Here is an 11,384-nt window from a genome sequence, read left to right as displayed (position 1 = left end):
CGGGGGGCCTTCGCCGAAGGCTCCCCGTCGGCCTTCGCGGGAGTCGCCCCGTCGGCCGGCTTCGTGGCGGCCCCCGATCCGTCCCCGGATCCGTCCTTGGTGTCGGATATCGGGGCGTCCACGGCCCGCTCCTGGTCAGAAGTGCTCATGACGCGCGATCGTAATGGCTGCGGGGACCGGGCCGGTAGACCGGTCGTGGGGCGTACCGCCGGGGGCGGGAATGCGGCCGCCGCGTGTCGTGTCCGCGTCGCATGTCGGCCGGGTCGTCCGCCGTGCGTCGCCGGGAGCGGTGAACAGGGCGGCCCGCAGCCATTACGATCGCGCGTCATGAGCACTTCTGACCAGGAGCGGGCCGTGGACGCCCCGATATCCGACACCAAGGACGGATCCGGGGACGGATCGGGGGCCGCCACGAAGCCGGCCGACGGGGCGACTCCCGCGAAGGCCGACGGGGAGCCTTCGGCGAAGGCCCCCCGGGCAGTCGGCGAAACGGCTCCCGCCGAGGGCCCCGGGGCGGCCGCCACCGAGAAGACGGCCGGAAGGACCGCCGACGGGGCCGGGGAAGAAACCGCGGAAGGGACCGGGGACGAGGCCCCCGCCACGGACCCCGGGCCGGTCGGCGGGCCGGCTCCCGCGGCGGCCCCGGAGGAGGGCACCGACGACGACGAGGACGGGGACGCCGAGGACGACGCCGACCGGAGGCTGACTCCGCGCCAGGCGCGGCGGCTGCGGATGGTGCTGTCGGCGGTGGGCATGGCCGCGATGGCGGTGGTCCTCGTGCTGCGGATCGCCAGCCGGTCGTCCGTGCTGGTGGTGGGAGTGTACGGGCTCGCGCTGATCCTGTGCGGGATCGTGATCGAGCTCAGCAGGAACGGCCGTACCCGGCTCGGCAGTTGGCTGCTGGCCGTCGGCCTGGTCGCGGCGATCGGTTCGGACTGGCTGCTGATTCCCTGACTCCCCGGTCTCCCGGCCCTCCGGCGTCCCGAAATTCCTGACCTCCTGTCAGTTCGCTTCGATCCGTACGGCCCCGCCGCCCGGATCGACCCGGTCGAGCCAGTCGGCGCGCAGGTGGAACGGGAGGCCCGGTACGGCCGGTCGCAGCAGCCGCTGCCGGTGGAGCACCCGGCCGTCCTGCCGGGCGACGAGCAGCGGCGAGGACAGCCGCCGGGTGGTACGCAGGCTGAAGCGGTCGTGCGGCGGGGCGTCGCCGTCGGGCCCGACGAGGTTCGGCGCGATCCAGCTCAGCGGGGCCGCGACCGTGACGGGCGGGCGCCCCTCGGGCCAGGCGCCGTTCGCCAGGTGGCGCAGCAGGGGCGCGGCGACGGCCCGGCCCTCGGCCGCGGCGAAGGCGGCGCTCTCCACGCCGTGCAGCAGGTTGCCGACGGCGAAAACCCCGTTCCTCGTCGTGCGGTGGGCGGCGTCATAGGCCGGGCCGCGGGTGCCGGGGTCCAGGGTGATCGCGCCCCGGCGGGCCAGTTCGTGGTCGGGGATCCAGTCGCCGGTGAAGACGACGGTGTCGCAGCGCAGGGTGGTGGTCCGGCCGTCGCGGTGGCGCACCTCCACCCCGGTGAGGCGTTCCCGGCCGGTCAGCCCGGTGACGGTGGTGTCGTCGAGGACCGGGGGGCGGTCCCCGCGCCGGGTCAGGGCGGCGAGCCGGGAGTGCGGCCGGTCGGTGACCACGGCGACGACGTCCGCACCGGCGACGCGCAGGGTGTCGACCGCGGCGCGGCCGACGGGCTCGTCGCCGATGACGACCGCCCTGGTCCCGATCCGCTGCCGGTACAGGTGGACGGCCTGCTGGAGTTCGCCGGTGGTGTAGACGCCGGGCGGGCGGCTGCCGGGGACGAGGCGGGCGCTGCGGGGGCGTTCGCGGGCGCCGGTGGCGAGGACGACGGCGCGGGCGGTGATCCGTTCGAGGCCGGTGGGGGCGGTGGTGTCGACGGTCAGCGGTCCGGCCCAGCCGGTGACGGTGACCCCGGTGCGCAGGACGGCCCCGGACCGCACGGCGGCGGCCACGCAGCCGCGGGCGTACGCGGGTCCGGTCGTTCCCCCGCCGAGGACGGGGGTCCGGTCGCCGAATCCGCCGTGGGCGCAGTGCCGGGGAATGCCGCCCGCGGTCTGTTCGCGTTCCAGGATCTCGACCCGGCCGGCGCCGGACGCGGCGAGTTCGGCGCCCGCGCCGAGGCCGGCCGGGCCGCCGCCGACGACCAGTACGTCGACGGTCCGTTCGCGCCGGGTCATGGCCGCTCCTCCTCGAGCAGTGCGCGGACCGCGGCCCCGCAGTGAAAGCCCTGGCAGCGCCCGTTGCCCGCCCTGGTCCTGCGGCGCAGGCCGTCCGGGGAGCGGGGCGGCACCGGACTGGCGAGGGCGTCCCTGATCTCGCCCGCGGAGACCCGTTCGCAGTGGCAGACGAGTGTGCCGTAGGCCGGGTCCGAGGCGATCAGTCCGGCGTCCTGGTAGGGGCGCGGGAACGCCTCGCCGAGGTTGGGCATGGTGACGGGCGGCAGTTCGGCGGGGGTGCCGAGGTCGAGTCCCGAGTCGCCGAGCAGTCCGGTGACGTACCCGGCGATGGCCATGGAGGCGGTGAGTCCGGTGGAACGGATGCCGCCGACGACGATGTACCGCTGTTCCGGGTGGGACCGGATGCGGTAGTCCTCCTGGCCGGTGGCGGCGCGCAGTCCGGCGTAGACGGCGGTGACCTCCTCGTCGAGCAGTTCGGGGAGGATGCGGTGGCCCTTCTCCCGCAGCAGGGCGATCCCGTCGGCGGTCGATCCGGTGGCGGCCTTGTCGTCGAGTTCCTCCGCGGTGGGGCCGAGCAGGACGTTGCCGAAGACGGTGGGTGCGACCAGGACGCCCTTGCCGGCGGCGGTGGGCACGGGCAGCAGGATGTGGCCGACGAGGTCCCGGGCGAGCTTGTCGAAGACGATGAGCTGGCCGCGGCGCGGGGTGACGGTGAAGACGTCGTGGCCGAGTTCCCGGTCGATCTCGTCGGCGTGCAGTCCGGCGGCGTTGATCAGGTGGCGGGTGCGCAGCGGGCCCCGGTCGGTGGTGAGGGTGTGCAGGCCGCCGTCGCTGTCGATGTGCCGCACCCGGCAGCAAAGGTGCAGGTGGACCCCGGCGCGCACGGCCTGGGTGGCGTAGGCGAGCGGGGTCGTCCAGGGGCAGATGATGCTCTCGTCGGGCACTTCGAGCGCGCCGAGGGCGCCGGGCCCGAGGTGGGGTTCGCGGGCGTACAGTTCCGCCGCGTCCAGGAGGCGGGCCGCGTGGTAGTCGTTGCGCACGGCCTTGGTCAACAGGGCCGGGAGCGTGGCCAGTTGTTCCTCGTCCCAGGCGACGAGGAGGGCACCGACGCGTTCGACGGGGATGCCCGCCCCGGCCGCGTACTCGCGCAGCAGGTGCTGTCCCTCGCGTACGAGCCGGGCCTCCAGCGATCCGGGGACGGCGTCGAAACCGGTGTGCAGGATGGCGGTGTTGGCCTTGGACGTGGCGTTGCCGATGTCGTCCGAGGCGTCGAGGAGTGCGATGCGCAGGCGGTGGCGGGCGAGTTCGCGGGCGATGGCGGTGCCGACGACGCCCGCGCCGACGACGGTCACGTCATAGGGCGGGCCGTCGGTCGGCAGGGGGCCGGTCGTCGTGGTCGTGAGGGGCATCGCGTGGTTCCCGTACGTGTCAGGCATGGTCCAGGAGGGTCTGTACGGCCGCCCGGAACCGGGCGAGTCGTTCGGCCGCCTCGTCGGCGCCGATCCGGGGTTCGTACACGGCGGCGGGCTTCCATTCGGGCACGGCCCGCCGCAGCGGGAGTCGCGGGTCGAGGCCGAGCCGGGCGACGGCCCCGACGCCGAGGGCGGTGACGTCGGGCAGCGCGGACACCTCGACGGGGCGTTGCAGCAGATCGGCCTGGGTCTGCATGAGCAGCGCGGAGCGGGTCAGGCCGCCGTCGACGCGGAGCGAGGTCAGCGGGGAGCCGAGGTCGGTCGCGACCGCATCGGCGAGTTCGACCACCTGCGCCGCGATGCCTTCGCACAGGGCGCGGGCCAGGTGTCCGGCGGTGGTGTCCAGGCCGAGGCCGGTCACCGATCCGCGCAGGTCGCCGCGCCACCAGGGGGCGGCGAGGCCGGCCAGTGCCGGTACGAAGGTGACGCCGCCGGAGTCGGGGACGCCGGTGCCGACCCGGTCGAGGTCGGCCGCGCCGGAGATCACCCCGAGGCCGGTGAGCCAGTCGACGGCGGAGGCGGCGGTGTAGACCTGCCCGTCGAGGCAGTAGTTCGTGGTGCCGCCGAGCCGCCAGGCGACGCAGCTGACCAGTCCGGTGGAGCCGCGGCGCGGGGCGGTTCCGGTCTGGGCGAGCAGGAACGCGCCCGTTCCGTAGGTGCACTTGGCGTTGCCCGGGTCCAACGCGTTCTGGGCGAGGAGGGCGGCCTGCTGGTCGACGATGAGGCCGGTCAGCGGGAGTTCGGCGCCGAAGGCGGTCGTCGTGCCGACCGTGCCGTCGCAGTCGACGACGGCGGGGAGGCGTTCGTCGGCCAGGCCGAAGGCGTCCAGGGCCTCGGGCGACCAGGCGGCCCGGTCCAGGTCGAGCAGCTGGGTGCGGCCCGCGGTCGCCGCGTCCGTCACGAACGCTCCGGTCAGCTGGTGGACCAGCCAGGAGTCGCTGGTGGTGACGACGCCCTCGCGGGTCAGTTCCCGACGGATCCAGGCCATCTTGGGGGCGGCGAAGTACGGGTCGAGGGGCAGTCCGGTGAGACGGGTCAATTCCTCGTCGCGGGAGGAGAGTTCGGCGCAGATCGGGGCGGACCTCCGGTCCTGCCAGACGATCGCTTCGGTGAGCGGGCGCCCGGTGTCCGGGTCCCAGGCGAGCACCGTCTCGCCCTGGTTGGCGAGGCCGACGGCGACCACTGGTTCGGCAGCTTCCTGCAAGGCCCGGCGTCCCGCCTCGACGACCGAGCCGAGGAGTTCGCCGGGATCCGCCTCCACCGCTCCCCCGCCGCTGTGACGGGTCGCCACCGGCACCGAAGCGGAACCGATCACGCCGCGCTCGGGGCAGATCACCAGCGCCTTCGTCCCCGATGTCCCCTGGTCCACAGCGAGTACCGGGCCTGTCATCGACACTCCAGCTGTGCGGAAGCTCTGCGGCTTGAACGGAATCGTGATCTTTGAACTGCGCCGCCCAGAGTGGTGCAGACCACCGCGTACGTCAAGGGCCGAACGGCCCCCCGTCCGGAACATCCGGGGTGCCGGTCAACGTCCGTGGGATTCGGACCACTTGAGTAAGATCCGCGAATCGGTCCGAAGAACGGAGCAACTGCCTCTACACTCACCGCCGAGCAACAACCGGACGCTTTCGAGCAGTTCGTTTTTCAACAGCTGCTTCACCCCCCACGTCCTTGAGGATTGATGAGACCGACACCTTTCGCCGAGAACCGGGGCGCCGACTCCCGGTTCTCCCGCTTCCGCACAAGTGCCATGCCGCCGGGTTGCGTGACGTGCTGAGAAGAACTTCCATCCGTCACATGCCGTCCCGTCGTACGGGAACAGGGCGAGTCCATGGCCAACAGTGATTTCCGGCCGGTTTATCATCCGGCCGGCCACGACAACGATTTACGCGTCGCCTTACAGGATTTGCGCACCGGGCGCTGGATGTCCATGCGGAGTCTGCTGGAGAGCACTCCGGACTGGACGCTGTGGACCCAGCGCACCCAGGTGCTCGGCGCGGTTGCCGCCGGTTCGGACGCGGTGCAGGCCTGGCTGGCCGAGGATCCCCGGAGCATCGCCGCCGCGGTGATGCACGCCCGCGTCGTCGTCGAGCGTGCCGTACGGGCCCACCGCGAGGGCCACCACCGCGCCCGGGAGCTGTGGCAGGACGCCTGGACGGCCTGCCGGTCGGCCGCGAACGCCTCCCCCACCGACCCGGTGCCCTGGGTGTGCCTGCTGGCCCTGTCCCAGCTCGACGAGCGGCAGCAGTTGGAGGAGCACCGGCTGCACCCGCCGGGACCGATGCTGTTCCCCGGCCCGTGGGGGCTGCTGGCGGAGGCCGACAAGCGCGACCCGTACAACCGCGAGGCCTACCACCGGATGCTCCAGTTCGTGTACGCGCGAAAGGCCGGCGGAAGCCTCTCCGAGGCGGTCAACTTCGTCCAGTGGGCGGCCTCTTCGGCCCCCGAGGGTTCCGCGCTGCATGTGCTTCCCCTGTACGTGCGGGTCGAGCGCTACCGTCGCGAGCAGGGCCACGAGAAGGCCCTCGACCTCCACTGGGTCACCGAGGACGCCGAGCGGGACGCCGTCCGCGCACTGGAGCTCTGGTTCCGGCGCACGACTCCGATCTCCCACTCCCTGCTCGACCTCAACCATCTGGCCCACGCCCTGTGGGGCGCCCTCCAATTCGCCGACGCCGCCGCGGTGTTCGAGGAACTCGGTCCCTACTTCACCTCGGTTCCCTGGGCGTACCGCACCCGTGGCGGCAAGTCCCCGGGAGACGCGGAGGACGTCTTCCTGCGCGCCCGCAGCCGCTGCCTCGCCGCTTCCCGCACCCCGGGCCGGAGGTCGCGCGGCTGATCCGTCGCGCCGCGACGCCGTCCCTGCCGGAACATTCCCTTTTCCCGTCCCTGTCCATCCCGCTCATGGAGGTTTTCCCGATGTCCATATCCACCCCGGCCCAGTCGGGTGCGGAGGTTTCCCATCCGGTGGACGAGGAGGAACGGCTGCGCGAACTCGGCTACCAGCCGGTGCTCGCCCGTCGCATGGGAGGCTTCGGCAACTTCGCCATCAGCTTCTCCGTCATCTCGATCCTGTCCGGCTGCATGACCCTGTACGGCTTCGGCATGTCCACGGGTGGCCCGGCGGTGATGCTGTGGGGCTGGGCCGGTGTCGGTCTCTTCGTCCTCTGCGTCGGCATGGCGCTCGCCGAGGTCACCAGCGCCTACCCGACCTCGGGAGCGCTGTACTACATGGCCGACCGGCTCGGCGGCCGCAAGTGGGGCTGGTACACCGGCTGGCTGAACCTGCTGGGTCTGCTGGGCGCGATCGCGGGCATCGACTACGGCGCCGCCCTGTTCACCGGCGCGCTGATGAACCTGCAGTGGGGATTCACCCCCACCCCGGGCAAGACGATGATCATCTTCGTCTGCATCCTGCTGCTGCACGCGGTGCTGAACCTCTTCGGTGTCCGCCTCGTCAGCGTGCTCAACTCCATCAGCGTGTGGTGGCACCTCATCGGTGTCGGTGTGATCGTCGCCGTGCTCGCGATCGTGCCCTCGAACCACCAGTCGCCGTCGTTCGTCTTCACCGAGTTCGTCAACGACACGGGCTGGGAGAACCCGTTGTACGTCGCGGCGATCGGGTTGTTGCTCGCGCAATACACCTTCTGCGGCTACGACGCCTCGGCCCACCTGTCGGAGGAGACCTCGAACGCCTCGGTGACGGCCGCCAAGGGCATCGTCCGGGCGATCTGGGTCTCCTGGATCGCCGGTTTCGTCCTGCTCGCCGGGCTGACCTTCGCGATCCAGGACTACGTCGGCACCCAGGAGAGCGCCACCGGCGTCCCGCCCGCCCAGATCATGATCGACGCGCTGGGCACCTCCGGGGCCACCGCCCTGCTCCTGATCGTGATCGCGGCGCAGCTGTTCTGCGGCAACGCCGAGGTCGCCGCCGCCAGCCGGATGGTGTTCGCGTTCAGCCGTGACAACGCCCTGCCGGGCTCGGCGCTGTGGCACAAGGTGAGCGCGCGCACCCAGACCCCCGTCAACGCGGTGTGGCTGTCGGTCGTCGTCGCCGGTGTGCTCGCGCTGCCGTCGCTGTACTCCGCCACCGCGTACGGCGCGGTGACCGCGATCAACGTCATCGGCATCACGCCCGCCTACGCGATCCCGATCTTCCTGAAGCTGCGCTCCGGCAACCGCTTCGAGCGCGGCCCCTGGCACCTGGGCCGCTGGAGCAAGCCGATCGGCTGGATCGCCGTCGTGTGGGTGGCCATCGTGACCGTGCTGTTCCTGCTGCCGCAGTCGTCCCCGGTGACGGTCGACTCGATGAACTACGCGTCGATCGCGCTGATCGCGGTGCTGGTCCTGGCCACCGTGTGGTGGTTCGTGGCCCGCCGTTCGTACAGCACGCCGTCGGCGTACGGCAGCGCCCGCGAGCAGGCGGAGATCGAGGAAGGCATCGTCTGACCTTCCGCTCCTCTCCGGCCCTCCCGGGTCACGACGCGCGGCGCAGGACAGGCCGCGGGCGGCGACCGGGGAGGGCCGAGGCGTGTGCGGGGCCGGTCGCCCGGGTGCACCGGGGCTCCCCTCACCGCGCCCAGAGGCGGGCGGCGGCCAGCAGCGCCACCGTCGCCCCGCCCGTGAGCACCGGTACGTTGCCCAGCCAGGCGGCCAGCGCCCCGCCGCCGAGCGCGCCGACCGGCACCGTGGCGGTGAGGGCTGCCTGGACGACCCCGGCGACCCTGCCCTGGAGTTCGGGCGGTGTGATCAGTTGCTGGGTGGTGGTCATGGAGATGGCCCAGACCGTGGCCGCGAGGCCGAAGACGAACTGGTACCCGAGCAGCGCCGGGAAGGCCGGCAGCAGCGAGGCGGCCGGGATCAGGAAGATCGCGAGGGCGGCGACCACCGCGCAGATCCGGGTCGCCGCGGCCAGTCCCGTCGTGGTGGCGAACCGCCTCGCCAGCAGCACCCCGAGGACGGTGGCGACACTGAACGCGGCGTAGACCGTGCCCAACTGCCAGGGGGGAAGCCCCAGATCACGGGTGGCGTACAGCACGAAGAGCGCGTCGGCCGCCCCGCTGCCGAGGTTGAATCCGGCCCCGGCGAGCACCTGCCGGCGCAGCAGCCGTTCGCCGCGCACCACCGCCAGTCCGCCGCGCAGCGCGGCCGTCCGGGAGCCCGGTCGCGGGCGGCGGCGTTCGGCGGGGGTGTCGAGCGCGGCGGGGAGCGCGAGGAGCAGCAGTGCCTCGACGCCGTACGCCGCGCAGGCGGCCAGCAACGCCGTCGACGCGCCGGTCAGGCCCACCAGCACTCCGCCCAGGGCGGGGCCGCCGATCTGTCCGGTGGTGCGGGCGCCGGTCAGCGCGGAGTTGGCGGACAGCAGTTGTCCGGGGTGCACGACCCGGGGCAGGGCCGCCTGGAGGGAGACGGCGAGCATGGAGGTCAGCGCGCCGGACACGGTGGCCACGACGTACAGCTGGGGCAGGCCGAGCCGGTCCAGGGCGGCCGTCAGGGGCACCGAGCCGACCACGAGCGTCTGGAGGACGGTGAGCAGGACCGTCAGGGCGCGCAGCCGGGCCCGGTCGGCCAGCAGGCCGGCGAACGGGCTGAGGAGCGCCCCGGGGAGATAGCTCAGCGCCATCAGCGCGGAGGCGCCGAACGGTCCCGCGTCCAGCCGGGTCACGGCGATCAGCGCGAGTGCCAGGGTGGTGACCTGGCGTCCCACGGAGCTGGCGATCTGTTCCCCGCACAGCAGCAGGAAGGGGCGGTGGCGCGGCAGGGGGCTCATCCGGTGGTTCTCCCTTCCTGGAGCGGGGTGTCGTCCGGGCCCGGGGCGCGGTCGACGGAACGGACCGGGACGTGCCAGGTGGGCAGCGCCACGTGGGTCCGCCCGTCGTCGAAGAGGAGTCCCAGGGCGACCGCTTCGCCGAGCCACGCGTCGAGCTCCCCGGCGGACGGCGGGTTCCCGTCGGCGGTGAGCAGCCGGTGCAGGGCGGCCGGGGTGCGGCCCGTCTCCAGGTGGCGCAGGGCGGCGGCCCGCCAGCCGGTCAGCCGGTGCGTGCGCCGCGGCCAGCCGTGCCGTCGGTCGTGGACGAGGAGCACCTCCTCGCCGTCCGCCGCCCCAGGTTGTTCCATGACCAGGGTGGAGGTGGGGTGGCCGGTGTACCAGTCGCGTGCCGCGGCCTTGAGCCGGGCCTCGGTCCCGCCGCCGATGCCGGCGGGCGGGGTGTCGAAGAGATAGACCAGGTCGGCCAGTTCGCTCTCGGGCAGGTCGTAGACGTGGTGGTACATCTCGGCGGGCGTCCGCCGGTGGAAGCCCAGCGCGGGGTCGGCGAAGTTGGGGCTGAACCGCTCCAGTTGGATGCGGTGGGCGCCGCCGGGCGGCTGGAGGTGGACGAGGGCCGGCATCTGGGCGATGACGGAGGCGTAGTCCTCGGCGGTCTCGCCGGGGAACCCGTAGAGGTAGTTCCAGGAGCAGGTGAGCGAGTGGTTCTCGCACTCGCGGAGGGTGCGGACGTTGCGGGCGCCGCTGACCCCCTTGTCCATGAGGTCCAGGGCCTTGTTGTTGAGGCTCTCGATGCCGGGCTGGATGTGGACCGAGCCCGCCCTGCCGAGCAGTTCCAGCTGCTCGGCGGTGAGGTTGGACTTGACCTCGTAGTGCATGCGCAGGTCCCAGCCGCTGTCGGCGGCGAGCGGGAGGAAGTCCTTGAAGTACGCCATGTCGATGATGTTGTCGACGGTGACGACGTCCAGGATGCGGTGCCGCCGGACCAGGCGGTCGACCTCGGCCCAGAGGCGGTCCCCGGTCTTGGCGCGGAAGGTCATCGCCGATCCGTTGAGGCCGCAGAAGGTGCAGTGGTGCTTCTCCCCCCACCAGCAGCCGCGGGCCCCCTCCACGACCAGTTTCGGGTGGACGTACTCCGCGAGCGGGGAGGTGTCGACGGCCTCCTGCCAGAGGTCGTAGTCGGGCGAGGGGATGTCGCCGGGTGAGACGGTGCGCCGGGACTCCTCGTTGGCCCGGGACTCCTCGCCGTCCCACCAGCACAGCCCGGGCACGTCGGACGGGGCGGTGCCCGCGTCGAGGTGGGCGAGCAGGGCGGGCAGGGCGTACTCCCCCTCGCCGCGCACCACGTGGTCGACGAAGCGGTGGTTGCGGTGCAGGGCGTGTCCCATCGGGCCGTCGCAGTTGCTGCCGCCGAACACGACGGTCAGCGCGGGGCGGCGCCGTTTGAGTTCCGCGGCGAGCGCCAGGGAGGAGACGTTCTGCATGAAGGTGGAGGTGAACCCCACGACGTCGGGGGCCTCGTCGAGGATCGCGCTCGCGCTCGCGTCGACGAAGTCGGCGGCGTGCACCCGCATCGCGGTCGCCGTGCCGATGTCGGTGCCGCGCCGCGCGGCGTACTCCTTCAGCCGCGCCACGCCCCATTCGGGATCGCCGTACAGGACGCCGGAGAACACCCAGTCCCCGAGTCCGTCGAAGATCGATTCGCTTCCCACCGCGACGTGGTCGCCGGGGCGCAGTTCCCCCCGTGAGCGTTCGAGCAGGAATTCCGCCCAGCGCAGGGAGCCGTGGAACTCGCGCACCTCGTCGTCCGGCCGGACGCGGTTCAGCAGCGCGTGCAGCAGGCCCACCTGGAGCGAGGGGAGTTCCAGCGGCTGCCACGGCATCGTCACGAGATGTATTCGCAC

General features: G+C 72.7%; 8 protein-coding genes. 3 read left to right on the top strand and 5 right to left on the bottom strand.

Translation table 11 applies throughout. The features are described from left to right. Positions 1-327 precede the first annotated feature (327 nt). The gene (locus EAO76_RS46290) at positions 328-954 is read left to right on the top strand and encodes a hypothetical protein (RefSeq protein ID WP_262375535.1); all 627 of its coding nucleotides are present in this window, start codon (positions 328-330) and stop codon (positions 952-954) included. Between the two features lie 48 nt (positions 955-1,002). On the opposite strand, the gene EAO76_RS16880 is transcribed toward EAO76_RS46290, so the two are convergent. From EAO76_RS16880 to EAO76_RS16870, 3 genes are read right to left on the bottom strand one after another with little or no spacing between them, the layout of a single operon-like run. Beyond that, on the bottom strand, positions 1,003-2,241 hold the full coding sequence (locus EAO76_RS16880; protein ID WP_148836791.1) for an FAD-dependent oxidoreductase: 1,239 nt from the start codon (positions 2,239-2,241) through the stop codon (positions 1,003-1,005). Beyond that, positions 2,238-3,650 (bottom strand): NAD(P)/FAD-dependent oxidoreductase, encoded by a 1,413-nt coding sequence (locus tag EAO76_RS16875; RefSeq protein WP_148836803.1) that lies wholly within the window; start codon positions 3,648-3,650, stop codon positions 2,238-2,240. Before EAO76_RS16875 ends, EAO76_RS16880 begins: the two co-directional genes overlap by 4 nt. A 19-nt stretch (positions 3,651-3,669) precedes the next feature. Beyond that, positions 3,670-5,103 carry an FGGY family carbohydrate kinase gene (locus EAO76_RS16870; protein ID WP_148836790.1) on the bottom strand — a complete coding sequence of 478 codons (1,434 nt, stop codon included), beginning with the start codon at positions 5,101-5,103 and terminating at the stop codon, positions 3,670-3,672. 441 nt (positions 5,104-5,544) lie between these two features. Here EAO76_RS16870 and EAO76_RS16865 point away from each other — a divergent pair, with 441 nt between their 5' ends. After that, positions 5,545-6,552, top strand: a complete 1,008-nt coding sequence (locus EAO76_RS16865) for a hypothetical protein (RefSeq protein WP_148836789.1) — start codon at positions 5,545-5,547, stop codon at positions 6,550-6,552. Positions 6,553-6,632: 80 nt separating this feature from the next. Continuing rightward, a complete protein-coding gene (locus EAO76_RS16860) occupies positions 6,633-8,162 on the top strand; it encodes an amino acid permease (RefSeq protein WP_148836788.1) in 1,530 nt (509 codons plus the stop codon). 121 nt (positions 8,163-8,283) lie between these two features. On the opposite strand, the gene EAO76_RS16855 is transcribed toward EAO76_RS16860, so the two are convergent. Both EAO76_RS16855 and EAO76_RS16850 read right to left on the bottom strand, forming a co-directional pair. After that, the gene (locus tag EAO76_RS16855; protein WP_148836787.1) at positions 8,284-9,483 is read right to left on the bottom strand and encodes an MFS transporter; all 1,200 of its coding nucleotides are present in this window, start codon (positions 9,481-9,483) and stop codon (positions 8,284-8,286) included. Further along, complete coding sequence (locus EAO76_RS16850; protein WP_148836786.1) at positions 9,480-11,384, bottom strand: RiPP maturation radical SAM C-methyltransferase; 1,905 nt, start codon at positions 11,382-11,384, stop codon at positions 9,480-9,482. The genes EAO76_RS16855 and EAO76_RS16850 overlap by 4 nt, the downstream gene beginning before the upstream one ends.

The sequence above is a fragment of the Streptomyces sp. sk2.1 genome, assembly GCF_008120935.1.
GTDB lineage: Bacteria > Actinomycetota > Actinomycetes > Streptomycetales > Streptomycetaceae > Streptomyces.
This window is presented reverse-complemented; position numbering and strand designations above follow the sequence as displayed.

Coding starts and splice junctions, on each gene's coding strand:
- EAO76_RS16875 (WP_148836803.1), bottom strand. CDS start 3,650: ATGCCCCTCACGACCACGACGACCGGCCCCCTGCCGACCGACGGCCCG.
- EAO76_RS16880 (WP_148836791.1), bottom strand. CDS start 2,241: ATGACCCGGCGCGAACGGACCGTCGACGTACTGGTCGTCGGCGGCGGC.
- EAO76_RS16855 (WP_148836787.1), bottom strand. CDS start 9,483: ATGAGCCCCCTGCCGCGCCACCGCCCCTTCCTGCTGCTGTGCGGGGAA.
- EAO76_RS16860 (WP_148836788.1), top strand. CDS start 6,633: ATGTCCATATCCACCCCGGCCCAGTCGGGTGCGGAGGTTTCCCATCCG.
- EAO76_RS16865 (WP_148836789.1), top strand. CDS start 5,545: ATGGCCAACAGTGATTTCCGGCCGGTTTATCATCCGGCCGGCCACGAC.
- EAO76_RS16870 (WP_148836790.1), bottom strand. CDS start 5,103: ATGACAGGCCCGGTACTCGCTGTGGACCAGGGGACATCGGGGACGAAG.
- EAO76_RS46290 (WP_262375535.1), top strand. CDS start 328: ATGAGCACTTCTGACCAGGAGCGGGCCGTGGACGCCCCGATATCCGAC.